Genomic DNA, 23,579 nt, shown 5'->3' with positions numbered 1-23,579 from the left:
TGACTCTCCCTGCACGTGAGTTGTTCGCCGCCCGGCGGTCTGCCGGGGCCTACCGGGACGCGAACGGCGCGTCGGTCGGGACGATCTCACGGCCCAGCGGGAGCAGCGACAGCGGGACCATCTTGAAGTTGGCGATGCCGAACGGAATGCCGATGATCGTCACGCAGAGGGCGAGGCCGGTGACGATGTGGCCGATGGCCAGCCACCAGCCCGCCAGGACCAGCCACAGGACGTTGCCGATGCAGGACGCCGCGCCCGCGTCCCGACGCTCGATCGTGGTGTAGCCGAAGGGCCAGAGGGCGTAGACGGCGATGCGGAAGGCCGCGATGCCGAACGGGATGCCGATGATGGTGATGCACAGGAGCACGCCCGCGAGGCAGTAGCCCAGGAACAGCCAGATGCCGCTGAGGACGAGCCAAATGATGTTGAGGATGGTCTTCACTGGCTACGTCCTGCCATCTGTTCGAGCCGGGCGATGCGCTCGGCCATCGGAGGGTGCGTCGAGAACATCTTAGAAAGGCCCTGACCCGGGCGGAACGGATTGGCGATCATCATGTGGCTCGCGGTCTCCAGTCGGGGCTCGGGGGGCAGCGGGAGCTGCTTGACGCCGGCGTCCAGCTTGCGCAGGGCGCTGGCCAGGGCGAGCGGGTCGCCGGTGAGCTGGGCGCCGGACGCGTCCGCCTCGTACTCGCGCGAGCGGCTGATGGCCAGCTGGATCACGGAGGCGGCCAGCGGGCCCAGGATCATGATCAGCAGCATGCCGAGGATTCCGGGCCCCTCGTCGTCGTTGGACCGGCCGACCGGGATCAGCCAGGCGAAGTTCACCAGGAACATGATCACGGAGGCGAGGGCTCCGGCGACGGAGGAGATCAGGATGTCGCGGTTGTAGACGTGGCTCAGTTCGTGGCCGATCACCCCGCGCAGCTCACGCTCGTCGAGTATGCGCAGGATGCCCTCGGTGCAGCAGACGGCGGCGTTGCGCGGGTTGCGACCGGTGGCGAAGGCGTTCGGCGCCTCGGTCGGCGAGATGTAGAGCTGGGGCATGGGCTGGCGCGCGGACGTGGAGAGCTCGCGCACCATGCGGTAGAGCTGCGGGGCCTCGAACTCGCTGACCGGGCGGGCGCGCATCGCGCGTAGAGCCAGCTTGTCGCTGTTCCAGTAGGCGTACGCGTTCGTCCCGAGGGCGACGAGGACGGCGATGATCAGGCCGCCCCGCCCGAAGAAGCTTCCGATGAGGATGATGAGTGCGGACAGCCCGCCGAGGAGTACGGCGGTCTTCAGCCCGTTGTGCCGGCGGTGCACGGTACGCCCTCCAAGTGGTGCGGCAGGGGGACCCGCGTCCAGGATCTGTGGATCTGAGGGTCTACGGTCCAGTGGACCCTTCCTTCACGGTCAACGCGAGGTGGGGGCTTCTGGTTCCCAGGGCGTGCCGTGCCCGCCGCCCGGGCGGGCGGGGCGGCGGGCGTACGGCGGGCGTTCGGCCGTGCGGGTCACGGCGTGCGGGCTACTGCGGGAACAGGCTGCCCGAGGCGAAGCGCAGGACCAGCTGCGGGGCTCCCGAGAGGACCACGGCGGTGACGGCCGTGAGGGCGATCGCGGCGGTGACCGGCCACGGGGCCTTCGTACGGGTCTCGGCGGCGACCTCCGGGGCGCGGAAGAGCAGTGCCGTCCAGCGCAGGTAGTAGTACAGGGCGATGACGACGTTGACCGCCATGACCACGGCCAGCCAGCCAAGGCCCGCGTCGACCGCGGAGCGGAAGACGGTGACCTTGGCGAAGAGACCGATGAGGCCCGGCGGCAGGCCGGCCAGGCAGAGCAGGAAGAAGGCCAGCGAGAGGGCGGCGGCGGGGCGCTGCGCGTACAGGCCGCGGTAGTCGCTGATCCGGTTCAGCGGCTTCGTGCGGGCGACCAGGGCGGCCACGGCGAAGGCGCCGAGGTTCACGGCGCCGTACATGAGGGCGTACGCGACGGTGGAGCCGATCTGGTCGCGCCCGGAGTACGCGGCGGCGGCGATCGGGACGAGCAGGTAGCCGGCCTGGCCGACGGAGGACCAGGCGAGCAGCCGTACGGCGCTGTTCGGCCGGTCCGCGCGCTGGCGCAGGGCGGCGGTGTTGCCGAGCGTCATGGTGAGCGCGGCGAGGACGGCGAGGGCCGGGCCCCAGATGTCGGAGTACGCGGGGAAGACGATCACCGTGACGAGGATGAGGCCGGTGAAACCGACGGCCTTGCCGATCACGGAGAGGTAGCCCGCGATGGGCAGCGGCGCGCCGACGTAGGTGTCCGGGACCCAGAAGTGGAAGGGGACGGCGGCGGTCTTGAAGGCGAAGCCGACGAGGGTCAGCGCGACCCCGGCCATGGCGAGGGTGTCGAGCTGCCCGGGTACGTCTTCGAGCCGGTCGGCGACCTGCGTGAAGTGCAGGGAGCCGGTGACGGCGTAGACGAAGCTGATGCCCATCAGCGACACGGCGGTGGCGGTGACGGAGGACAGGAAGAACTTGAGCGCGGCCTCGGAGGAGAGGCGGTCGCCGCGGCGCATGCCGACGAGGGCGAAGGCGGGCAGCGAGGCGACTTCGAGGGCGACGATCAGGGTGGCGAGGTCGCGGGAGGCGGGCAGCAGGGCCGCGCCGGCGGCGGAGGACAGCAGCAGGAACCAGTACTCACCGGCCGGAACGTGCGCGTCGCGGACGGTGGTGACCGACAGCAGGGCGGTGATCAGGGCGCCGGCCAGCACCAGGAACTGGATGACGAGCGCGAAGTGGTCGGCGGTGTAGCTGCACGCCCCGGGGTCGGTGGTGAGGCAGAAGGTGGCGCGGTCGCCGGCGCGCAGCGGCAGCAGGAAGACGGTCGCGACGGCGAGGCCGGCCACGGAGAGCCAGCCGAGCAGCGGCTTGCGCCGCTCCGGCAGGAAGAGGTCGGCGACCAGGACGACCAGGGCGACGGCGGCGGGGAGGACCACGGGGGTGATCGCGAGCCAGTCGACGCTCTGGACGAGGCTCGCGGCCTCGGTGGCCGGGGCCGCGGGCAGGGCGGAGGCCGTCAGGGCCGTCATGCGTTGCCTCCTGCGAGGAGCTTCTGGACGGCCGGGTCGGTGAGGCCGAGGAGGACAGCGGGCCACAGGCCGGCGAGGACGGTCAGCGCCGCGAGCGGGGTCCAGGCGGCGAACTCGTAGCGCTGGATGTCCGCGAGTTCGAGCGCGGGCCCGGACTCGGGCCGGGCCTTGGGGTCGCCCATGCAGACGCGGCGTACGACGATCAGCAGGTAGGCGGCGGTGAGCAGGGTGCCGAACGCGCCGAAGGCCATGTACGTGAGGAAGGCGGGCCGGGACAGGCCCTGCGCCGGTTCGAACGCGCCGAACAGGGCCAGCATCTCGCCCCAGAACCCGGCGAGGCCGGGCAGGCCGAGGGAGGCGACGGCGGCGAAGGCGAGGAGGGCGCCGAGCCGGGGGGCGCGGCCGTAGAGGGCGGCGCCGGTGGCTCCGGCGAGGGTGTCGAGGTCGGCGGTGCCGTAGCGGTCCTTGAGGGCGCCGACCAGGAAGAAGAGGAGGCCGGTGATCAGGCCGTGGGCGATGTTGGCGAACAGCGCGCCGTTGACGCCGGTGGGGGTCATCGAGGCGATGCCGAGCAGGACGAAGCCCATGTGGCCGACGGAGGAGTAGGCGATGAGGCGCTTGAGGTCGCCCTTGTTGCCCTTGCGGGCGAGCGAGAGGCAGGCGAGGGACCCGTAGACGATGCCGATGGCGGCGAAGGCGCCCAGGTAGGGGGCGAAGGTCGCCATGCCGCTGGGGGTGACGGGGAGCAGGATGCGGACGAACCCGTAGGTGCCCATCTTGAGCAGGACGCCGGCCAGCAGGACGGATCCGACGGTGGGGGCGGCCGTGTGGGCGTCGGGCAGCCAGCTGTGCAGCGGCCACATCGGGGTCTTCACCGCGAGCCCGATGCCGATGGCGAGGACGGCCAGGAGCTGGGTGGTGTGGGTCAGTTCGCGGCCGTTGTCAGAGGCCAGTGTCACCATGTCGAAGGTGCCGCTGTTCAGTCCGATCAGCAGCAGTCCGAGCAGCATGACCACGGACCCGAGGAGGGTGTAGAGGATGAACTTCCAGGCGGCGGCCTGCCGCTGAGCACCGCCCCAGCGGGCGATGAGGAAGTACATCGGGATGAGGACCATCTCGAAGGCGAGGAAGAACAGCAGCAGGTCGAGTACGGCGAAGGTCGCGAGGGTGCCGGATTCGAGGACGAGGAGCAGCGCGACGAAGGCCTTCGGGGAGGGGCCTTCTGGGAGCTTGAAGTAGCTGTAGAGCGCGCAGAGGAAGAACAGCAGCGCGGTCATCAGGAGGAGGGGGAGCGAGATGCCGTCGATGCCGAGGTGGATCCGGACGTTCAGCGCCTGGATCCAGTTGATGTCCGTGGTCGCCTGGAAGCGGGCCGGGGTGTCCCGGTCGAAGCCCAGGGCGAGGGCGATGGCCGCGGCCAGGATCGCGCCGGTGACGGTCACGCCGTGGCGCAGCACGGCCTGTGCGGGGCTCTTGCCCTTGAGTCCGGGCGGGGGCGGCAGGAGGGCCGCGACGGCGCCGAGGAGCGGTGCGGCCACGACGAACGCCAGAAGGAACTGCATCACGGACGGGCTGATATCAATCACGGCTGACTCACGGCTCACGATCCGGCGTTGACGTTGGCGAGGACGGCGGTGGCGATCGCCAGGACCACGGCGCCGGCGAGCAGGGCGCTCAGGTAGCTCTGCACGTTGCCGGTCTGGGCCCGGCGTACGAGGCTGCCGAGCAGCCGGGGGCCGGCGCCCGCGCCGCGGACGTACGTGTCCACGACCTCGCGGTCGAGGAAGCGGACGAGGCTCGCGGCGCCGCGGACGGGGCGGACGAACAGCCGGTCGTAGACGGCGTCGAGGTGGAAGCCGTCGGCCGCGTGGCGGTGCAGCGGGCCGAGCAGAGCCCGGCCGGGGTCGGGGGCTGCGCCGGCCGGGACGGCGGGGTGGTCGTGGGTGACCTCGGCGACCTCGGGGGTCTCGGCTGCGGACTCCGCGACGGCTGCGGCCACTGATCCGCCGGCTCCGTAGCCGACCGCGGCGGCCTTGGCCGTGGCCCGCTGCCACAGGGCGTAGGTCAGTACCGCGCCGACGGCGGCGGCTCCCGTGCCGAGGACGGAGGTGGTCAGTGTCGGGGTGAGTGCGTTGCCGTCGAACCAGTCGGCGATCGGGCCGGCGGTGAGGCCGAGGCCGATGGACGGGATCGCGAGCAGCCAGAGCACGCCGGTCATGGCGACGGGCTCCTTGCCGTGGTCGGGGGCGGCGGCGCCCCGGCCGCGGAAGGCCATCAGCCAGAGCCGGGTGGCGTAGGCGGCAGTGAGCAGGGCGGTCAGCACCCCGGCGACGAGGACGAGCCAGCCGGCGGCGCTGGGAGCGGACTGCGAGTGTCCGGCGGCGGCGTGCTCGGCGGCGACGAGGACGGCTTCCTTGGAGAAGAAGCCGGCGAAGGGCGGGATCGCGGCGAGCGCGAGCAGCGCGATCGTCATGGTCCAGAAGGCGTCGGGCACGCGCTTGGCCAGGCCGTCCATCCGGGACATGGCGGCCAGGGAGTTCGTCCCGGCGGCGTGGATGATCACGCCCGCACCGAGGAACAGGAGCGCCTTGAAGGCGCCGTGGGAGATGAGGTGGAAGACGGCGGCCCCGCGGTCGCCGACGGCCAGCGCCCCGATCATGTAGCCGAGCTGGCCGATCGTGGAGTAGGCGAGGACGCGCTTGATGTCGTCCTGGGCCAGGGCGGCGAGGCCGGAGCCGATCATCGTGACGGCCGCCATGACGGCCATGACCACCAGTGCGGCCGCGGAGGCCGTGAAGACCGGGAGGAGGCGGGCGATGAAGTAGACACCGGCGGCGACCATCGTCGCGGCGTGGATCAGTGCGGAGACCGGGGTGGGGCCCGCCATGGCGTCCGGGAGCCAGGTGTGCAGCGGGAACTGCGCGGACTTGCCCGCGACTCCGGCGAGCAGCAGGAGCGCGATCAGCGTGGGGTGGTCGAGGCCGCCCGCGGCGACGGCGCCCAGGATCTTGGGGATCTCGAAGGAGTCGGCGTCGATGGCGAGCGCGAACAGGCCGATCAGGAAGGGGACGTCGCCGAGCTTGGTGACGAGGAAGGCCTTGAGGGAGGCGGAGCGGGCCGCCTCGGTCTCCCAGTAGTGGCCGACGAGGAAGTACGAGCAGATGCCCATGACCTCCCAGCCGACCAGCAGCACCATCAGGTCGCCGGAGTAGACGACGAGCAGCATGGCGGAGGTGAACAGCGAGACGAGAGCGGCGTACGACGGGTAGCGCGGGTCCTCACGGAGGTACGCCGTGGAGTAGAGCTGTACGCAGGTGGCGACGACGCCGACCAGGACGGCGGCCAGCGCGGCGAAGCCGTTCAGGTAGAGCGAGAGGTCGATCGGCACCGAGCCGGTCGGGGTCAGCTCGGTCGAGGCGACGATCGGCTTCCCGCCGCCCTGACGGAAGGCGACGAGCACGGCCAGCACGGCCGAGGCCAGCGCCGGCAGCACGGCGAGGGGCCTGACGAAGCCGGGGGCTCGGCGGCCGAACAGCAGTCCCGCCACCGCGCCCAGGAAGGGCAGGAGCGGGACGAGGACCGCGAGGGTCGTGGTGCTCACGCGGTGACCTCGCTCTGGTTGTTCGGGGCGGGCTCGTGGCCCTCGGCGGTGTCGCGCAGCCGGTCGACGTCCGACGTGCCGCGGTTGCGGTACACCATCAGCACGATCGCGAGGCCGATGCCGATCTCGGCGGCGGCGATGGCGATGGTGAAGAGCGTGAGGGCCTGGCCTGCGTGCAGGGCGTCGCGCAGCCAGACGTCGAAGGCCACCAGGTTGAGGTTGACGGCGTTGAGCATCAGCTCGACGGACATCAGGACCAGGATGGCGTTGCGGCGGGCGAGCACTCCGTACAGGCCCGTGCAGAAGAGGAGCGCCGCGAGCACGGCGGGGTAGACGAGGTGCATCAGCGCTGCTGCCCCTTCTTGTCGTCGGGCCCACCGACGGCGTCCCTGCGGGAGAGGACGATGGCGCCGATCAGGGCCGCGAGGAGGAGGACGGAGAGCGCCTCGAAGGGCAGCACCCAGTGCTGGAAGAGGATCTTGCCGATGACCTCGGTGGAACCCTGGACGGGTCCGTCGAGGTCGATCCAGGTGGTGCGGAACGCGTCGACGACGACCCAGACGAGCGCGGCGGCCGCGACGAGGGCGACGCCGAGGGCGACCCAGCGGTTGTTCGAGTCGGCGTCCGGGGAACGGCCGATGGGGGCCTTGGTGAGCATCAGCCCGAAGAGGAGGAGGACGACCACGGAGCCGAGGTAGATCAGGACCTGGACCCAGGCGATGAACTCGGCCGTCAGCAGGAGGTACTCGACGGCGATGCCGCCGAGCGCGACGACCAGCCACAGGGCGGCGTGCACGAGCTGCCTGGTGGTGACCGTGACCGCGGCCGCGCCGAGGGTGGCGAGGCCGACGAGGACGAAGGCGATCTCGACGCCGGTCGGGGACAGGAACCCGTGGCCCGTCGCCGCGGCGGCCAGGGCGGTGGCTGCGGGGGTCACGCGTCTCCCTCCGGGGTGGTGGTCGGGTCGTCGGTGCCGGGCGCGGCGGGGGCTTCGCCTGCGGCGGGCGCTTCGCCTGCGGCCTCGGCGGCGGCTGCCGCAGCGGCCGCGGCCGCGACCTCGGCCTTCTCCACGGCCTTGCGGGCGGCGGCGATCTCCTTGGGCTCCTCCGCGGCCGGGTCCAGGGCGGGCGGGGCCGGGACGGTCCACATCCACTCGCGCAGCTTGTCGCGCTCGTGGGTGAGTTCGAGGATGTCCGTCTCCGCGTACTCGAACTCCGGCGACCAGAAGAGGGCGTCGAAGGGGCACACCTCGATGCAGATGCCGCAGTACATGCAGAGGGAGAAGTCGATGGCGAAACGGTCGAGGACGTTGCGGCTGCGCTCGCGTCCGCCGGGGGTGGCGGCCGGGACCGTCTCCTTGTGGGAGTCGATGTAGATGCACCAGTCGGGGCACTCGCGGGCGCACAGCATGCAGACCGTGCAGTTCTCCTCGAACAGGCCGATGACCCCGCGGGTGCGGGGCGGGAGCTCGGGCTGCACCTCGGGGTACTGGGCGGTGTGCGCGCGCTTCGTCATCGTGCGCAGCGTGACGGCGAGGCCCTTGGCGAGGCCGGATCCGGGGACGGGCATTAGAGGATCGCCACCTTCACGATGCCGGTGAGCGCGATCTGGGCGAGCGCCAGCGGGATGAGTGTGGTCCAGGCGAGCTTCTGGAGCTGGTCCTCGCGCAGCCGGGGGTAGCTGACGCGGAGCCAGATCACGACGAACGCGAGGACCGCGGTCTTCAGGAGGGTCCAGACCCAGCCGTCGGCGAACGGCCCGTGCCAGCCGCCGAGGAACAGGACGGTGGTCAGGGCGCACAGGACGACGATGCCGGCGTACTCGGCGAGCAGGAACAGCGCGAAGCGCAGGCCGGTGTACTCGGTGTACGCGCCGAAGATGATCTCGGAGTCGGCGACGGGCATGTCGAAGGGGGGCCGCTGGAGTTCGGCGAGGCCGGCCGTGAAGAAGACGAGCGCGCCGGCGATCTGCCAGGGCAGCCACCACCAGTGGAAGGCGTCGACGATGCCGGGGAGGGACACGGTCCCGGCGGCCATCGCGACGGAGGCGGCGGCGAGCAGCATGGGGAGCTCGTACGCGAGGAGCTGAGCGGCGGTGCGCAGGCCGCCGAGCAGGGAGAACTTGTTGGCGGAAGCCCAGCCGGCCATCAGGCTGCCGAGGACGCCGACGCCCATGACGGCGAGCACGAAGAACAGCCCGGCGTCGATGACCTGGCCGACGGCGCCCTCGCCCGGGCCGATGGGGATGGCGACGAGGACGAGGAGGTACGGCAGCAGGGCGACGGCGGGTGCGAGCTGGAAGATGCGGCGGTCGGCCTCGGCCGGGACGACGTCCTCCTTCTGCGCGAACTTCACGCCGTCGGCGACGAGCTGGGCCCAGCCGTGGAAGCCGCCTGCGTACATGGGGCCGAGGCGGCCCTGCATGTGCGCCATCACCTTGTGCTCGGTCTGCCCGACGACGAGCGGGAGCACGAGGAAGACGGCGAAGACGACGATGAGTCGCAGGGCGACGTCGAGGACGTCGTTCACGCGTCGCCTCCGTTGTCGGGTTCGGGTTCGGGTTCGGGGGTGTCGCCGGGCCCGGTCTTGGGTTCCCGTTCGGGTTCCCGTTCCGGTTCCGGCTCGGGATCCCGGTCCGCGAAGGCGGGCTGGGGGTTGTGCCAGGGCGCGTCCGCGCTGCGGGGGGCGGGGCGCCTCCCCGGCGCGACGGTACGCCGCGGGCGCGCCTCGTCGGCCTCGGCCTCGGCCTCCGGCTCCGCCGACGGCACGGCCTGACTGTCCGGCCGCGGGGCCTCGGGCTCCGCACCGGGCTCCGCCGCGGGGACCGCCTGACTCGCCGAACCCTCCGACACCGAGCGGGTACGCCGGGCCGGGCGCGGGGCGGCGGCTTCGGTTTCCGGCTCCGCCGCGGGGACCGCCTGACTCGCCGAACCCTCCGACACCGAGCGGGTACGCCGGGCCGGGCGCGGGGCGGCGGCTTCGGTTTCCGGCTCCGCCGCGGGGACCGCCTGACTCGCCGAACCCTCCGACACCGAGCGGGTACGCCGGGCCGGGCGCGGGGCGGCGGCTTCGGTTTCCGGCTCCGCCGCGGGGACCGCCTGACTCGCCGAACCCTCCGACACCGAGCGGGTACGCCGGGCCGGGCGCGGGGCGGCGGCTTCGGTTTCCGGCTCCGCCGCGGGGACCGCCTGACTCGCCGAACCCTCCGACACCGAGCGGGTACGCCGGGCCGGGCGCGGGGCGGCGGCTTCGGTTTCCGCGGATTGGGTCGCGGAGCCTTCCGTCACCGAGCGGGTGCGCCGGACCGGGGCGCCCTCGCGCGGGGCGCGGGCGGTACGGGCCGGGCGGGCGGGGGCCGGCGGGAGCTGGCCCTTGAGCGGGCCCCAGTCGTTGGGGTCCGGGACGCCCGGCGGGAGCATCTGGCGGCGCTTCGGCGCATCGGGGTCGTGTGCCTCGCCCGGCTCCTTGGCTCCCGGCCAGGCCTTCGCCACGCGCGCGGCCAGGACGAAGTCCTTGCGCAGCGGGTGCCCCTCGAAGTTCTCCGGGAGGAGCAGCGGGACCAGGTGCGGGTGGTCGGTGAAGACCACGCCGAACATCTCGAACGTCTCCCGCTCGTGCCATTCCGCGCCCGCGTAGACCGCGACCGCCGACGGCAGGGACGGCGCCGAGTGCGGGACCGTCGTCCGCAGGAGCAGCCTGCGTACGCGGTGGTTTTCGAGGGACACGACGTGCGCGCAGATCCGGAAGCCGGTGCCCGGCTCGTCGACCGCGCTCAGCCAGTCGAAGTACGTGCAGCCCAGCTTGTCCCGGGCGATCTCCAGCGCCGCGATCCAGCTGCCGACCGGCACGTCGACGGTCAGGAGGTCGTACGCGTGCTCGGCCACCGCCTCCGCGCCGAAGACCGTCGCGGCGGCGTCGGGGAGGGAGTCGTAGAGGTTCATGCGCCCGCTCCCGGTGCCGGCGGGGGCGTGACCAGGCCGCTGGTGAGCTGCGTGACCGAGGGCCCCGCCCCGGTTGCGGAGGTGGCGTAGCGGTCCGCCAGCGACTCCCGGGCGATCTTCTCCTGGAGCTTGAGGATGCCCTGGAGCAGCGCCTCCGGGCGCGGCGGGCAGCCGGGGACGTAGACGTCGACGGGGATGATCTGGTCGACGCCCTTCGTCACCGAGTACGAGTCCCAGTAGGGCCCGCCGCAGTTGGAGCAGGCGCCGAAGGAGATGACGTACTTGGGCTCCGGCATCTGCTCGTACAGCCGCTTCACGGCCGGCGCCATCTTGTCCGTCACCGTGCCGGAGACGATCATCAGGTCCGCCTGGCGCGGGCCGGGGGCGAAGGGGATGACGCCGAGCCGGATGAAGTCGTGCCGGGCCATCGACGCGGCGATGAACTCGATCGCGCAGCAGGCGAGGCCGAAGTTGAAGACCCACAGGCTGTAGCGGCGGCCCCAGTTCAGGACCACCTTCATGGGCTCCGGGGCGAGCCGGGAGAGGACCCCGAGCCGCTTGGGCTCCGGGAGCAGCTGGGGCTCGGCCGACGTCCCGGCCGGTGTCACGTCCATTCGAGGACGCCCTTCTTGTACGCGTAGAGCAGGCCGACGGCCAGGAAGCCCAGGAAGATGAACATCTCCACGAGCGTCGTCGTGCCGTAGCCGGCGGCGGCGAACACGGTCGCCCACGGGAAGAGGAAGATCGAGTCGACGGCGAAGATGACGTAGAGGAACGCGTAGACGTAGTAGCGGACCTGGGTGTGCGCCCAGCCCTCGCCCACGGGGTCCACGCCGCACTCGTACGTCAGCAGCTTCTCAGGGGTCGGGACGACCGGTCTCAGCAGGCGGCCCGCGCCGAACGCGACGGCCACGAAGAGCACACCGAGGACGGCCAGCAGGCCGACGACCGAATAACTCCGGAAATAGTCCGCCGCGAGCACGGTTACGGTCGATACCGTTGGGTCGGGCACGTCCGTTCCTCGCTCCTTGGCCACTGTCGATGATCTGGTACGGACGGGAGTCTAGGCCCTGGCTCACACAGGGTGGGGTTATCCCCCGTTTACAACGGCCCGGCTACCCCATGGCATCGGCCGGGTGGAATTGGCAGGCTGGGCCGCATGACCGCGCGCATTCAAGTCTCCCACCCGGGCCCCGACAATGACCGGCCTCCTCCCGTACGACCGGCGCTGGGCGCCGTGGCGTGGAAGGAGACCGCCCATCTGCTGGGCAATCTCCCGTTCGCGCTCGTCGGGTTCGTCTACACCGTGACGATGGTGTCGGTCACGGGCGGTCTGTCGGTGACCGCGATCGGCCTCCCGCTGCTCGCAGGCGGTCTGCTCGCGTCTCGCCAGTTGGGACGGCTGGAGCGGGCGCGGGCGCGCGCGCTGCTCGGCGTACGTGTGGAGGAGCCGACTCCGCTGCCGGGGCCGCGGCGGGCCGGCGGGTTCTTCCCCTGGCTATGGGCGGGCGTCAAGGACCCGGTGGCCTGGCGGACCGTGCTGTACGAGCTGGTGCGGCTGCCGTGGGGGGTGCTGACCTTCACCGTGGCGCTGATCGGGCTACTGGTGCTGTGGCCGGTACTGCCCTACGTGGTGCGCTGGCTCTCGAACGTGGACCGGCTGATGGTACGGGGGCTGCTCTCGCCCTCGGACGAGCTGGAGCGGCGGATCGCGGAACTGGAATCCGACCGGGGCGTGGTGGTCGACACGGCGGCGGCCGACATGCGGCGCATCGAACGGGACCTCCACGACGGGGCCCAGGCACGGCTGGTCGCGCTGGCGATGGGGCTGGGCCTGGCCAAGGAGAAGCTGCTGGAGGACCCGGACGCGGCGGCGGCGATGGTCGACGAGGCGCACGGGGAAGTGAAGCTCGCGCTCCAGGAACTGCGGGACCTGGCGCGGGGCATCCACCCGGCGGTGCTGACGGACCGGGGTCTGGACGCGGCGCTGTCATCGGTGGCGTCGCGGTGCGTGGTGCCGGTGAAGGTGTTGGTGGACCTGCCGGAGCGGCCTGCGGCCGCCATCGAGGGGATCGCGTACTTCACGGTGTCGGAGCTGCTGCAGAACGTGAGCAAGCACGCGGGGGCGCGGGGCGCGAGCGTCGAGGTGTGGCGGACGGGGGCGGAGCCCGCGGGGCGGCTGCTGATCCGGGTGTCGGACGACGGGCGGGGCGGGGCCGACACGGAAGGCGGGTCGGGGCTGGCGGGGCTGGCGGAGCGGCTGCGGGCCGTGGACGGGGTGTTCCTGGTCGAGTCCCCCGAGGGGGAGGGAACGGTGGTGACGGCGGAGCTACCGTGGCGCTCGCGCTGAGCGCCGGCCATGGCCTGGGCCTCGGCCTGGGCTTCGGTCTGTGATCGGGACTCCCGTCCGGGGTGTGGGCGGACGTCCCGCCCGGGGTATGGGCGGGTCTCGTCCCGGGGGGTGCGCGGCTCCCGCCCCGGGTGTAGGCGGAGTCCCGCCCGGGGTGTGCACGGGTCGGGGTTCCGGCCGGGGTGGGGGCGGAGTCCCGTCCGGGGTATCGGCGGGGTCCCGTCCAGGGCATCGGCGGGGCATCGGCGGGGGTCCCGCCCGGGGTGTGCACGGGTCCCATCCGGGGTGGGGGCGGGTTCCGGCCGCTCCGGGGTGGGGTTATCCCCCCTGTCGAGAGGCCTACCCGCCCGATGGAATCGGCCGGGGCCGGGCGGGAGGGTTGGGGTGGGTCATGGGACTGCTGAAGGGCGGGTCGGGATCATGGGTGTAGGTCGCGTGTTGCGGGCTCCGGTCGAGGGGCGGACGTGGCGGGAGTTCGGGTATCTGTTGCTCGGACTGCCGCTGAGCCTGCTGTACTTCTCGCTCGCGATCACCGGTGTCACCCTCGGCGCCGGACTGCTCGTCACCTTCCTCGGCATCCCGGTGCTGGCCGGGGTGCTCGCGATGTGCCGCGGGTTCGGGCGGGTCGAGAGGGCCCGGGCGCGCGGCCTTCTCGGGGTCGACATCGCCGAGCCGGCGCCGCCGAGGGCGAAGAAGCCGGGTCCGGTCGCCGCGATGGGGGCACTCCTGCGGAGCGGCAGCGCCTGGCGGCACGCGCTGTACTCGGTGATCCACCTTCCGTGGTCCGTGTTCGCCTTCACCCTGGCACTGGTGTTCTGGGTGTACGGGTGGGCCTTCCTGCTGTACCCGGTGTGGTTCTGGGTCTTCCCCGCCTACACCGACATGCCGGGCCTGCAGCTCTTCCAGAACGGCGACTACACCTTCTACCTCGACTCCCCCGTGGAGATCGCCCTCGCCTGCCTGGTGGGGCTGGGCTTCACCCTGGCCACGCCGTGGGTGCTGCGGGCGCTGACCACCGTCGACCGGGTGCTCGTCGGCGGGCTGCTCGGGCCTTCGCGCCTCGACCACCGGGTCACGGAGCTGGAGTCCGACCGCGGGGTCGTGGTCGACACCGCCGCCGCCGACCTGCGGCGCATCGAGCGGGACCTGCACGACGGCGCGCAGGCCCGCCTGGTGGCGCTGGCGATGGACCTGGGGCTGGCGAAGGAGAAGCTCGCCGAGGATCCCCGCGCCGCCGCCCGGATGGTGGACGAGGCGCACGGGGAGGTGAAGATCGCGCTCCAGGAGCTGCGCGACCTGGCCCGCGGGATCCACCCGGCGGTGCTGACGGACCGCGGTCTCGACGCGGCGCTGTCATCGGTGGCCTCGCGGTGCGCGGTGCCGGTACGGGTGTCGGTGGACCTGCCGGAGCGGCCCGCGTCGGCGGTGGAGGGGATCGCGTACTTCACCGTCTCGGAGCTGCTCCAGAACATCAGCAAGCACTCCGGGGCCCGTACGGCGGGCGTGGACGTGTGGCGGTCCGGGGGGCGGCTGCTGATCCAGGTCGCGGACGACGGCCGTGGCGGAGCGAGCACCGCGGGCCCGGGAACCGGCCTGGCGGGGCTGGCCGAGCGGCTGGACGCCGTGGACGGGGTGCTGGTCGTGGATTCGCCGGCCGACGGCGGCACCACCGTCACCGCCGAGCTCCCCTGGCGTTCCCGGTAGGGCGACACGGCCGGTCGGCCGCCGTGGGTGTCCCCCGCTCCCGCTTCCACGTGATGATCGGACTCGCCTCCATCCGCCCCTCGGGCTGGGATGCTTGGCTGGGTCAGGTACATCGGACGACGTGGACGCGGGAGCTGCTGGATCGTGGAAGACAGGGTGCGGGTGGTCATCGCCGAGGATTCAGTGCTGCTGCGCGAGGGCCTGACCCGGTTGTTGACCGACCGGGGGCATGACGTCGTGGCCGGCGTCGGGGACGCGGAAGCCCTGATCAAGACGGTGGCGGAGCTGGCGGCCGAGGATGCGCTGCCGGACGTGGTGGTGGCTGACGTGCGGATGCCGCCGACACACACCGACGAGGGCGTGCGTGCGGCCGTACGGCTGCGGCGCGAGCACCCCGGCATAGGCGTGCTCGTGCTGTCGCAGTACGTGGAGGAGCAGTACGCCACCGAACTGCTGGCCGGTTCCAGCACCGGGGTGGGGTACCTCCTCAAGGACCGGGTGGCCGACGTGCGGGAGTTCCTGGACGCCGTCGTGCGCGTGGCCCGGGGCGGGACGGCGCTGGACCCCGAGGTGGTCGCCCAGCTGCTCGGCCGCAGCCGCAAGCAGGACGTGCTGGCGGGGCTGACCCCGCGCGAGCGCGAGGTGCTGGGCCTGATGGCCGAGGGACGGACCAATTCGGCGGTGGCGAAGCAGCTCGTGGTCAGCGACGGAGCCGTGGAGAAGCACGTCAGCAACATCTTCATGAAGCTCGGGCTGTCACCGAGCGACGGGGACCACCGGCGGGTCCTGGCTGTCCTCACCTACCTGCGGTCTTGATCGAAAACCCTCTCGACCAAGACTGGGCATTGATCAAAACCTTGATCAACTGACACCCTGTCAGGTGCGGCGATAGCACACCTGGCCGCTGGGGCTCGCACTATTTCTGCACGGCACGAAATCTCGGAATCTCTCGGAATCTCTTGGAATCGCAAGGGATTCTCTCGACAGACCGCCGCAGACGACGGTCCGGAATACGAGCGTCCCCGGAAAAGGCCAGTCCTACCGACGTAGGGTTGACCTTGGGAGCGGGAACGCCACGCCTCGAAGGAGGTCCAGTTCAGTGACCAGCCAGGTCAGTAGTCCAGCCGAACAGGCCGACGGGGCCGAAGGGGCCGAAGGAGCCGAAGGAGCCGTCGTCGGCGAACAACGGACACCCCCGGCCCCGAGCGGCAAGGAAGTACGCCGCCTCGACCGGGTGATCATCCGTTTCGCGGGTGACTCGGGTGACGGCATGCAGCTCACTGGTGACCGGTTCACCTCGGAGACGGCTTCCTTCGGGAACGACCTCTCCACGCTGCCGAACTTTCCGGCCGAGATCCGCGCCCCTGCCGGCACCCTGCCCGGCGTCTCCTCGTTCCAGTTGCATTTCGCCGATCACGACATCCTGACACCGGGCGATGCCCCGAACGTGCTGGTGGCGATGAATCCGGCGGCGCTGAAGGCGAACATCGGGGACGTCCCGCGCGGGGCCGAGATCATCATCAATACCGATGAATTCACCAAGCGCCCGATGGCGAAGGTCGGCTACGACACCTCGCCGCTGGAAGACGGCTCGCTGGGCGCCTACAACATCCACCCGGTGCCGCTGACCACGCTCACCGTGGAAGCGCTGAAGGACTTCGGGCTCTCCCGCAAGGAGGCCGAGCGCAGCAAGAACATGTTCGCGCTGGGCCTGCTGTCCTGGATGTACCACCGGCCCACGGAGGGCACGGAGAACTTCCTGCGGCAGAAGTTCGCGAAGAAGCCGGACATCGCCGAGGCGAACGTGGCCGCGTTCCGCGCGGGCTGGAACTTCGGGGAGACGACCGAGGACTTCGCGGTCTCCTACGAGGTGGCCCCGGCGACGCGGGCGTTCCCGACCGGCACCTACCGCAACATCTCCGGGAACCTGGCCCTGTCCTACGGCCTGATCGCGGCCAGCCGCCAGGCCGACCTGCCGCTCTACCTGGGCTCGTACCCGATCACTCCGGCGTCGGACATCCTGCACGAGCTGAGCAAGCACAAGAACTTCGGCGTGCGGACCTTCCAGGCCGAGGACGAGATCGCCGGCATCGGCGCGGCGCTCGGCGCGGCCTTCGGCGGCGCGCTCGGCGTGACCACCACCTCCGGCCCCGGCGTCGCCCTGAAGTCCGAGACGATCGGGCTGGCGGTGTCTCTGGAGCTGCCGCTGCTGATCGTGGACATCCAGCGCGGCGGCCCCTCCACCGGCCTGCCGACCAAGACCGAGCAGGCGGACCTGCTCCAGGCGATGTACGGCCGCAACGGCGAGGCCCCCGTCCCCGTCGTGGCGCCCCGCACCCCCGCGGACTGCTTCGACGCCGCCCTCGACGCGGCGCGGATCGCGCTGACGTACCGGACCCCGGTGTTCCTGCTCTCCGACGGCTACCTCGCCAACGGCTCCGAGCCCTGGCGCATCCCGGACGTCGCCGACCTCCCGGACCTGAAGGTGCAGTTCGCCTCCGGGCCCAACCAGCAGCTCGCGGACGGCACCGAGGTGTTCTGGCCGTACAAGCGGGACCCGCAGACCCTGGCCCGCCCCTGGGCGGTCCCGGGCACGCCCGGTCTGGAGCACCGGATCGGCGGCATCGAGAAGCAGGACGGCACGGGCAACATCTCCTACGACCCCGCCAACCACGACTTCATGGTCCGCACCCGCCAGGCCAAGATCGACGGCATCGAGGTCCCCGACCTGGAGGTCGACGACCCCGACCGGGCCCGCACCCTCGTCCTGGGCTGGGGCTCCACTTACGGCCCCATCACCGCCGCCGTCCGCCGTCTGCGCAATGTCGGCATCCCGGTCGCGCAGGCCCATCTGCGCCACCTCAACCCCTTCCCGAGGAATCTCGGGGAGGTCCTGAAGCGTTACGACAAGGTAGTGGTGCCGGAGATGAACCTCGGGCAGCTCGCCACCCTGATCCGGGCGAAGTACCTGGTGGACGCCCAGTCGTACACCCAGGTCAACGGAATGCCGTTCAAGGCCGAGCAGCTCTCGAAGGTTCTCAAGGAGGCCATCAATGACTGAGGTGACCGACGCCCCCCACCTGCTCTCGCTGGTACCCAAGGCCGAGGCCCAGCAGTCCATGAAGGACTTCAAATCGGACCAGGAGGTCCGCTGGTGCCCCGGCTGCGGTGACTACGCCGTCCTCGCAGCGGTCCAGGGCTTCATGCCCGAGCTGGGCCTGGCGAAGGAGAACATCGTCTTCGTCTCCGGCATCGGCTGCTCCTCCCGCTTCCCGTACTACATGAACACCTACGGGATGCACTCCATCCACGGCCGCGCACCGGCCATCGCCACCGGCCTGGCCACCTCCCGCCGCGACCTGTCCGTCTGGGTCGTCACCGGCGACGGCGACGCCCTCTCCATCGGCGGGAACCACCTGATCCACGCCCTGCGCCGCAACGTCAACCTCAAGATCCTGCTGTTCAACAACCGGATCTACGGACTCACCAAGGGCCAGTACTCACCCACCTCCGAAGTCGGCAAGATCACCAAATCCACGCCGATGGGCTCCCTCGACGCCCCCTTCAACCCCGTCTCCCTCGCCCTCGGAGCCGAGGCCACCTTCGTCGCCCGCACCATCGACTCCGACCGCAAGCACCTGACCGAGGTACTGCGGGCCGCCGCCGACCACCAGGGCACCGCCCTCGTCGAGATCTACCAGAACTGCAACATCTTCAACGACGGCGCCTTCGACGTGCTCAAGGACAACGTGCAGGCGCAGGAGGCCGTGATCCGGCTGGAGCACGGACAGCCGATCCGCTTCGGCGCCGACGGACACAAGGGCGTCGTACGCGATCAGGCCACCGGAGAGCTGGAGGTCGTCGCGGTGACCCCGGAGAACGAGTCCCGGATCCTGGTCCACGACGCGCACAGCGCCGGCCCGACCACCGCGTTCGCCCTGTCCCGGCTCGCGGACCCGCACACCCTGCACCAGACGCCCATCGGGGTCTTCCGCAGCGTGGAGCGGCCCGTCTACGACACGCTGATGGCCGAGCAGCTGGAGACCGCCGTCGACGCCAAGGGCAAGGGAGACCTCAGCACGCTCCTCGCCGGCAACGACACCTGGACGGTCATCGGCTAGCCCCACCGCCCGCACACGGCTACGGCCCGGAGTTCCTCAGGAGCTCCGGGCTCCGTCGTAGGCGGCGCGCGCCGCCTGGACCTCGGGAGTGCGCCGCTCGGTCCAGCGGGCGAGGGCCCACACCTGCTCGGCGGCCTCGCGCCCCAGCTCGGTCAGCGAATAGTCCACGCGCGGCGGGATCACGGGCTTGGCGTCGCGCAGCAGGAATCCGTCGCGCTCCAGCGTCTGGAGGGTCTGCGCCAGCATCTTCTCGCTGACGCCACCCACCTCGCGGCGCAGTTCGCTGAACCGGTAGGAGCGCTCAACGAGGGCGGCCAGGACCAGTACGCCCCAGCGGCTGGTGACGTGTTCCAGTACTCCGCGGGAGGGGCACATCGGCGCATTGACCATCGGAGCGTTGACCATCGGCGGCGCAGCGGCCGCCGTCGCGTTACTTACCTTCATACCAGTACCTTACTTTGAAGTGGGTACTTACGAAAGGTTAGCGCTGTCCTTAGGGTGGTGACACACCCCAACGCAAGGAGCGCACCCCATGAGCATCGTCGTCACCGGAGCCACCGGAGCCCTCGGCCGCCTCGTCGTCGAGGAGCTGCTGAACCAGGTTCCCGCCGAGCGCGTCGCCGTCGTCGTCCGCAGCAAGGAGAAGGCCGCCGACCTGGCCGAGCGCGGGGTCGAGGTGCGCGTCGCGGACTACGACGTCCCCGAGACCCTGGCCTCCGCCTTCCGCCCGGGCGACCGCGTCCTGCTGATCTCCGGCAACGAGGTCGGCCGTCGGGTGCCGCAGCACCTCGCGGTGATCGGGGCCGCGAAGGCCGCGGGCGTCGCCCAGCTCGCGTACACCGGGATCCTCGGCGGCCCCGAGGCCGACTTCGACCTGGCCGCCGAGCACAAGGTCACCGAGCAGGCCGTCCTGGACTCGGGCCTCCCCCACACCTTCCTGCGCAACGGTTGGTACCACGAGAACTACACGGGCCACCTGGGCACCGTCCTGGAGCACGGCGCGGTCGTGGGCAGCGCGGGCGAGGGCCGGATCGCCTCTGCTGCACGGGCGGACTACGCCGCCGCGGCGGCCGCCGTGCTGACCGGCGAGGGCCACCTGAACCAGGTGTACGAGCTCTCCGGCGACACCGCGTGGAGCCTGGCGGAGTACGCGGCAGAGGTCGCGGCCCAGACCGGCAAGGAGGTCGCGTACAGCGAGGTCCCGGCCGGGACGCACCTGTCGATCCTGACCGACGCCGGGGTCCCCGAGGGCTTCGCGGCGATCCTCGTCGACGTGGACGCGGCGATCTCCCGCGGCCGGCTGGCCCACACCGGCGGGGACCTGTCCCGGCTCATCGGCCGCCCGACGACCCCGGTGGCCCACGCGATCGCCTCCGCCCTGGCCTGAGCCGACGCGGCCCCGGCCACACAAGACCTCGAAGATGTCATGAGTATCTCGTGTCTACGGGCATGACATCCGGCCCCTCCGGCGCTACCTTCGTGAAGTTGGCTGGAATGTGACTGGAGGCCCCCGTGAAAGCGGAGAACGAGCAGCGCACGGGTTTGCTCTACGGATTCGGCGCCTACGGGATGTGGGGGCTGGTCCCCTTGTTCTGGCCGCTGCTCAAGCCGGCCGGGGCCATCGAGATCCTCGCCCACCGCATGGTGTGGTCGCTGGGCGTGGTCGGGGTGCTGCTGCTCGCCATGCGCCGCTGGGGCTGGATACGGGAGCTGCTCCGGCAGCCCCGCAAGCTCGGCCTGACCGCGCTGGCCGCCTCGGTGATCTCCGTGAACTGGGGCCTGTACATCTGGGCCGTCAACAACGGCGCGGTCGTCGAGGCCAGCCTCGGCTACTTCATCAACCCGCTGGTCACCATCGGGATCGGCGTGCTGGTACTCGGCGAGCGGCTGCGCCGCGCACAGTGGGCGGCGGTCGGCATCGGCGTGGCCGCCGTGCTGGTGCTCGCCATCGGGTACGGGCGGCCGCCGTGGATCTCGCTGGTGCTGGCCTTCACCTTCGCCGCGTACGGGCTGATCAAGAAGAAGCTCAACATGGGCGGGGTCGAGTCGCTCGCCGCCGAGACCGCGCTGCTGTTCCTGCCCGCCCTCGGTTACCTGCTGTGGCTGGGGACGCAGGGCCGGTTGAGCTTCGCCTCAGAGGGCCTCGGGCACTCCGCGCTGCTCGCCTCGACCGGACTGGTCACGGCGATCCCGCTGGTCTGCTTCGGAGCGGCCGCGATCCGGGTCCCGCTGTCCACGCTCGGGCTGCTCCAGTACCTGGCCCCGGTGTTCCAGTTCGGGCTCGGCGTCGTGTACTTCCACGAGGCGATGCCGCCGGAGCGCTGGGCCGGGTTCTCCCTGGTCTGGCTGGCGCTCGCGCTGCTGACCTGGGACGCCCTGCGCACGGCGCGCAAGAACCGGGCCGAGGCGGCGCGGCTCGAACAGGCCCGCACCGCCGGACCGGTGGCGGTACCGGAGCCCGCGCCCGCGCCTGCGCCCGAGCCCGCGTAGGGCCGCCGGCACCGCACCGCGCGCCCCTCACCCCCACGATCCCCGTCACGGAACCCTCGCCCAGCTACCACTGGGAGGCGTCCCGTGGCGGGGATCGTCCGTTTTCCGAACCATCCTGACCGGATCTCGGTCTTGACGGACAGTCACATCTCCACTGAACATCAGGCTCGCACTGACGCACTATCGCTCAAATGCGCCACCCCGCACGTTCCGTTCAATCCCCAACGGAATTCCGGAGTCCCCCACATGAGCCTGTCCGTCTCCCGGCGCCTGGCCGCCGTGACCGCGATCGCGGTCGCCGGTCTGTTCGCCTCCTCCGCCCCCGCCGCACTCGCCGCCCCCACGGCGCTGACCGCGGCGCCGACACCGCCCGACATTCCGGTCGCCAACGTCAAGGCGCACCTGGCGCAGCTCCAGTCCATAGCCACCGCCAACGCCGGCAACCGCGCCCACGGCCGCGCCGGCTACAAGGCCTCGATCGACTACGTGAAGGCCAAGCTCGACGCGGCCGGTTTCACCACCACCCTGCAGACCTTCACCAGCAGCGGCGCGACCGGCTACAACCTGATCGCCGACTGGCCGGGCGGCGACCCCAACTCGGTGCTGATGTCCGGCTCGCACCTGGACTCGGTGACCGCGGGTCCCGGCATCAACGACAACGGTTCCGGCTCGGCAGCCGTTCTGGAGACGGCGCTCGCCGTCTCGCGCGCCCAGCTCCAGCCCACCAAGCACCTGCGGTTCGGTTGGTGGGGCGCGGAGGAGCTCGGCATGGTCGGGTCGAAGTACTACGTGAACAACCTGCCGAGCACCGAGAAGACGAAGATCTCCGGCTACCTGAACTTCGACATGATCGGCTCGCCGAACCCGGGCTACTTCGTCTACGACGACGACCCGACCATCGAGCAGACCTTCAAGAACTACTACGCGGGGATCGGCGTCCCGACGGAGATCGAGACCGAGGGCGACGGCCGCTCCGACCACGCCCCGTTCAAGAACGCGGGCATCCCGGTCGGCGGCCTGTTCTCCGGCGCCGACTACACCAAGACGGCGGCGCAGGCGCAGAAGTGGGGCGGCACCTCGGGGCAGGCCTTCGACCGCTGCTACCACGCCTCGTGCGACACGTCGGCGAACATCGACGACACCGCCCTGGACCGCAACTCCGACGCCATCGCGTACGCGATCTGGAACCTGGGGGCGGCCACCCCGGTCCCGCCGGGCCCGTCCTTCGAGAACACCGCGGACGTGAACATCCCGGACTCCCCCGGAGCCGCGGTGACCTCGCCCGTCACGGTCTCCGGCGTCGCGGGCAACGCCCCTGCCACCACCAAGGTCGACGTGAACATCGTCCACACCTACCGCGGTGACCTGGTGGTCGACCTGGTCGCCCCCGACGGCACGGTCTACAACCTGCACAACCGCAGCGGCGGCAGCGCCGACAACCTCGTCCAGACGTACACGGTCAACGCCTCCGGCGAGGTGGCCAACGGCGTCTGGAAGCTCCAGGTCAAGGACGCGGCGGCGCAGGACACCGGCTACATCAACAGCTGGAAGATCACCTTCTAGGACGTGTCCGGCCCTAGGACGTGTCCGGCCCTAGGACGTGTCCGGCCCTAGGACGTGTCCGGCCCTAGGACGTGTCCGGCCCTAGGACGGCGGGACCGTCAGCGGCTCCTGTATGAGGGCGCGGAGCTCCTCTGCGACCGCTGCGATGTCGGCGCGGCCCAGCTTCGCCGCTTCCACCAGGTCGCCGAGGTCCTCCGGCGACGGCAGTTGCCTGGCCCCCGCCACGCGCAGGTACGAGCGCGTGGCGGCGGCCGCGTAGAACTCGTTCATCGGCGATTCCAGCGCCGGGCACACCGCGAGGGTGTGCAGAAACGCGGCGGCCCGCCACGCGGTGTCCGGGGCGGGCTGTTCGGGCACCAGGACGAGGTCGTTCTGGTGCCGGGCGACCGCGGCGGCCACCCCTGAGGGATCCCACACGGCGGGATCTGACGGGAGATGGTGGGCCAGAGCGGTCCAGGCCCACTCCATGGTGATCTTCAATTGCCGAACCGCTCCTGGAAGTAGCCCCAGTGATCGGCGAACTCCTCGATGCCGGACAGGAAGTTCTTGCGGTCCTCGTCCAGCTCGCGTTCCGTCACCTCGGTGATCAGTGCGGTGACCGTCGTGCCCAGCGCCGCCGCGCGTGCCTTGAGGCGCTCGTGGAACTCTTCGTCCAGGCGGATGGTCACGTGTCTCGACATGCTTTTCACGGTACAGCGGGCTCGCTGTACACAGGGGCGGAACGGCGGAAGGGTGGGCAGGGACACAGTCCCCGCCCACCC

At 71.3% G+C, this 23,579-nt stretch carries 23 protein-coding genes; 8 read left to right on the top strand and 15 right to left on the bottom strand.

Translation table 11 applies throughout. The annotated features are described in order from the left end of the window. Positions 1-49 precede the first annotated feature (49 nt). The 12 genes from OHA65_RS22220 to OHA65_RS22165 all read right to left on the bottom strand — a co-directional run bounded on the left by OHA65_RS22220 (position 50) and on the right by OHA65_RS22165 (position 11,602). On the bottom strand, positions 50-442 hold the full coding sequence (locus OHA65_RS22220; RefSeq protein WP_328763379.1) for a YccF domain-containing protein: 393 nt from the start codon (positions 440-442) through the stop codon (positions 50-52). Then, entirely contained in the window at positions 439-1,302 is an 864-nt protein-coding gene (gene htpX, locus OHA65_RS22215) for a zinc metalloprotease HtpX (RefSeq protein ID WP_327284866.1), read from the bottom strand. The genes OHA65_RS22220 and htpX overlap by 4 nt, the downstream gene beginning before the upstream one ends. Before the next feature lie 202 nt (positions 1,303-1,504). Continuing rightward, the gene (locus OHA65_RS22210) at positions 1,505-3,049 is read right to left on the bottom strand and encodes an NADH-quinone oxidoreductase subunit N (protein WP_328763378.1); all 1,545 of its coding nucleotides are present in this window, start codon (positions 3,047-3,049) and stop codon (positions 1,505-1,507) included. Beyond that, positions 3,046-4,611, bottom strand: coding sequence for an NADH-quinone oxidoreductase subunit M (locus OHA65_RS22205; RefSeq protein WP_327285742.1), 1,566 nt, complete (start codon positions 4,609-4,611; stop codon positions 3,046-3,048). The genes OHA65_RS22210 and OHA65_RS22205 overlap by 4 nt, the downstream gene beginning before the upstream one ends. A 38-nt stretch (positions 4,612-4,649) precedes the next feature. After that, positions 4,650-6,650, bottom strand: a complete 2,001-nt coding sequence (locus tag OHA65_RS22200; RefSeq protein ID WP_371644509.1) for an NADH-quinone oxidoreductase subunit L — start codon at positions 6,648-6,650, stop codon at positions 4,650-4,652. Then, entirely contained in the window at positions 6,647-6,994 is a 348-nt protein-coding gene (nuoK, locus tag OHA65_RS22195; RefSeq protein WP_327284863.1) for an NADH-quinone oxidoreductase subunit NuoK, read from the bottom strand. Before nuoK ends, OHA65_RS22200 begins: the two co-directional genes overlap by 4 nt. Continuing rightward, the gene (locus OHA65_RS22190) at positions 6,994-7,587 is read right to left on the bottom strand and encodes an NADH-quinone oxidoreductase subunit J (RefSeq protein ID WP_327284862.1); all 594 of its coding nucleotides are present in this window, start codon (positions 7,585-7,587) and stop codon (positions 6,994-6,996) included. The genes nuoK and OHA65_RS22190 overlap by 1 nt, the downstream gene beginning before the upstream one ends. Then, positions 7,584-8,219 (bottom strand): NADH-quinone oxidoreductase subunit I, encoded by a 636-nt coding sequence (locus tag OHA65_RS22185; RefSeq protein ID WP_328763377.1) that lies wholly within the window; start codon positions 8,217-8,219, stop codon positions 7,584-7,586. Before OHA65_RS22185 ends, OHA65_RS22190 begins: the two co-directional genes overlap by 4 nt. Further along, complete coding sequence (locus OHA65_RS22180; RefSeq protein WP_327284860.1) at positions 8,219-9,178, bottom strand: complex I subunit 1 family protein; 960 nt, start codon at positions 9,176-9,178, stop codon at positions 8,219-8,221. The genes OHA65_RS22185 and OHA65_RS22180 overlap by 1 nt, the downstream gene beginning before the upstream one ends. Then, positions 9,175-10,590 (bottom strand): NADH-quinone oxidoreductase subunit C, encoded by a 1,416-nt coding sequence (locus OHA65_RS22175; RefSeq protein ID WP_405762330.1) that lies wholly within the window; start codon positions 10,588-10,590, stop codon positions 9,175-9,177. Before OHA65_RS22175 ends, OHA65_RS22180 begins: the two co-directional genes overlap by 4 nt. Then, on the bottom strand, positions 10,587-11,204 hold the full coding sequence (locus tag OHA65_RS22170) for an NADH-quinone oxidoreductase subunit B family protein (protein ID WP_327284858.1): 618 nt from the start codon (positions 11,202-11,204) through the stop codon (positions 10,587-10,589). Before OHA65_RS22170 ends, OHA65_RS22175 begins: the two co-directional genes overlap by 4 nt. Next, on the bottom strand, positions 11,195-11,602 hold the full coding sequence (locus OHA65_RS22165) for an NADH-quinone oxidoreductase subunit A (RefSeq protein ID WP_327284857.1): 408 nt from the start codon (positions 11,600-11,602) through the stop codon (positions 11,195-11,197). The genes OHA65_RS22170 and OHA65_RS22165 overlap by 10 nt, the downstream gene beginning before the upstream one ends. Before the next feature lie 147 nt (positions 11,603-11,749). Between OHA65_RS22165 and OHA65_RS22160 the strand changes: the two genes are divergently transcribed. The 5 genes from OHA65_RS22160 (at position 11,750) to OHA65_RS22140 (ending at position 18,765) form a co-directional block, all read left to right on the top strand. Beyond that, complete coding sequence (locus tag OHA65_RS22160) at positions 11,750-12,940, top strand: sensor domain-containing protein (protein WP_328763375.1); 1,191 nt, start codon at positions 11,750-11,752, stop codon at positions 12,938-12,940. Between the two features lie 420 nt (positions 12,941-13,360). Then, a complete protein-coding gene (locus OHA65_RS22155) occupies positions 13,361-14,644 on the top strand; it encodes a sensor domain-containing protein (RefSeq protein ID WP_329314298.1) in 1,284 nt (427 codons plus the stop codon). A 156-nt stretch (positions 14,645-14,800) separates the two neighbouring features. Then, positions 14,801-15,460 carry a response regulator transcription factor gene (locus OHA65_RS22150; protein WP_030161942.1) on the top strand — a complete coding sequence of 220 codons (660 nt, stop codon included), beginning with the start codon at positions 14,801-14,803 and terminating at the stop codon, positions 15,458-15,460. 283 nt (positions 15,461-15,743) lie between these two features. Then, the gene (locus tag OHA65_RS22145; RefSeq protein WP_371644504.1) at positions 15,744-17,705 is read left to right on the top strand and encodes a 2-oxoacid:acceptor oxidoreductase subunit alpha; all 1,962 of its coding nucleotides are present in this window, start codon (positions 15,744-15,746) and stop codon (positions 17,703-17,705) included. Beyond that, positions 17,698-18,765: a 2-oxoacid:ferredoxin oxidoreductase subunit beta gene (locus OHA65_RS22140; RefSeq protein WP_329314294.1), complete on the top strand. Its 1,068-nt coding sequence runs from the start codon at positions 17,698-17,700 to the stop codon at positions 18,763-18,765. Before OHA65_RS22145 ends, OHA65_RS22140 begins: the two co-directional genes overlap by 8 nt. Positions 18,766-18,801: 36 nt before the next feature. Here OHA65_RS22140 and OHA65_RS22135 read toward each other — a convergent pair whose 3' ends face one another. Next, complete coding sequence (locus OHA65_RS22135) at positions 18,802-19,209, bottom strand: winged helix-turn-helix transcriptional regulator (protein ID WP_371644502.1); 408 nt, start codon at positions 19,207-19,209, stop codon at positions 18,802-18,804. A gap of 88 nt (positions 19,210-19,297) precedes the next feature. On the opposite strand from OHA65_RS22135, the gene OHA65_RS22130 reads away from it, so the two are divergent. The 3 genes from OHA65_RS22130 (at position 19,298) to OHA65_RS22120 (ending at position 22,818) form a co-directional block, all read left to right on the top strand. Continuing rightward, positions 19,298-20,152: an SDR family oxidoreductase gene (locus OHA65_RS22130; protein ID WP_327284853.1), complete on the top strand. Its 855-nt coding sequence runs from the start codon at positions 19,298-19,300 to the stop codon at positions 20,150-20,152. A 125-nt stretch (positions 20,153-20,277) separates the two neighbouring features. Further along, on the top strand, positions 20,278-21,255 hold the full coding sequence (gene rarD / locus OHA65_RS22125; protein WP_327284852.1) for an EamA family transporter RarD: 978 nt from the start codon (positions 20,278-20,280) through the stop codon (positions 21,253-21,255). Between the two features lie 246 nt (positions 21,256-21,501). Then, positions 21,502-22,818: a M28 family metallopeptidase gene (locus OHA65_RS22120; protein WP_329314292.1), complete on the top strand. Its 1,317-nt coding sequence runs from the start codon at positions 21,502-21,504 to the stop codon at positions 22,816-22,818. 81 nt (positions 22,819-22,899) lie between these two features. Here OHA65_RS22120 and OHA65_RS22115 read toward each other — a convergent pair whose 3' ends face one another. Next, the gene (locus tag OHA65_RS22115) at positions 22,900-23,298 is read right to left on the bottom strand and encodes a hypothetical protein (protein WP_327284850.1); all 399 of its coding nucleotides are present in this window, start codon (positions 23,296-23,298) and stop codon (positions 22,900-22,902) included. Continuing rightward, positions 23,295-23,498 (bottom strand): ribbon-helix-helix domain-containing protein, encoded by a 204-nt coding sequence (locus OHA65_RS22110; RefSeq protein WP_225884906.1) that lies wholly within the window; start codon positions 23,496-23,498, stop codon positions 23,295-23,297. Before OHA65_RS22110 ends, OHA65_RS22115 begins: the two co-directional genes overlap by 4 nt. Positions 23,499-23,579: the final 81 nt, after the last annotated feature.

Origin of the sequence: Streptomyces sp. NBC_00045, assembly GCF_045041095.1 — a bacterium.
Classification (GTDB): Bacteria; Actinomycetota; Actinomycetes; order Streptomycetales; family Streptomycetaceae; genus Streptomyces.
Note: the sequence above shows the minus strand (reverse complement) of the source record. Positions and strands in the feature narration are given on the sequence as shown.